Origin of the sequence: Rhizobium sp. BR 315, from assembly GCF_050577975.1 — a bacterium.
In the GTDB taxonomy this organism is placed as follows: Bacteria; Pseudomonadota; Alphaproteobacteria; order Rhizobiales; family Rhizobiaceae; genus Rhizobium; species Rhizobium miluonense.
Genome location: NZ_JARWKZ010000188.1, coordinates 1 through 538 on the forward strand (window position 1 = coordinate 1; position 538 = coordinate 538).

Sequence of the window (538 nt, forward strand, 5' to 3'; positions counted from 1 at the left end):
TCCCGGTTTTCCAGCGCGGCATGGGTCCCGTTGCCGACCTCCAGCCTTGCATGATCGACGCCTCGAGGAAAAACTTCCTTCAGCTGGAACGCGGGTGCCTCTCCATACTGATATATAGCTCCGTCAGCATCGCGGATGATGAACCATAGATCGGGAGACCGACGCTTCAACTCCTTGAGCGCAGCCGAGTCAATCATCTGTAGCCGACCATCGGCATCTCTTGTCACATGCTCTGCAACGATGCGAACGGCTTGTTCGTTGGTGTCTTCCAGCTCCGGGTTGATGATCCAGACCCAGCCGACGAGAAGGACGACGAAGAGGACGAGAAGAAACGCCTGCAACGGAATCAGGCGCTTTATGAGGCCCCATCGCAAGGAGCGACTGCGCTCTATTTTCATGCCTTAGCCCGGACAAGGTAGCCGATATTTCGTACGGCCCTTATCTCAACCTCGGCTCCAGCCTGAACAAGCTTCTTTCGAATTCGCGAGATATGCGCATCCAGAGCGTTCGATCCGATTTCGTCTTCCAACGCATAGAC

General features: G+C 55.4%; 1 protein-coding gene and 1 pseudogene. Both read right to left on the minus strand.

Annotated features, from left to right (window positions below):
- A pseudogene (locus QD409_RS35695) lies at positions 1 to 398 on the minus strand (sensor histidine kinase); the annotation flags it as partial.
- Positions 395 to 538 (minus strand): winged helix-turn-helix domain-containing protein (locus tag QD409_RS35700; RefSeq protein ID WP_430765077.1); only part of this gene is annotated, 144 nt, incomplete at its 5' end. The pseudogene QD409_RS35695 and the gene QD409_RS35700, both read right to left, overlap by 4 nt.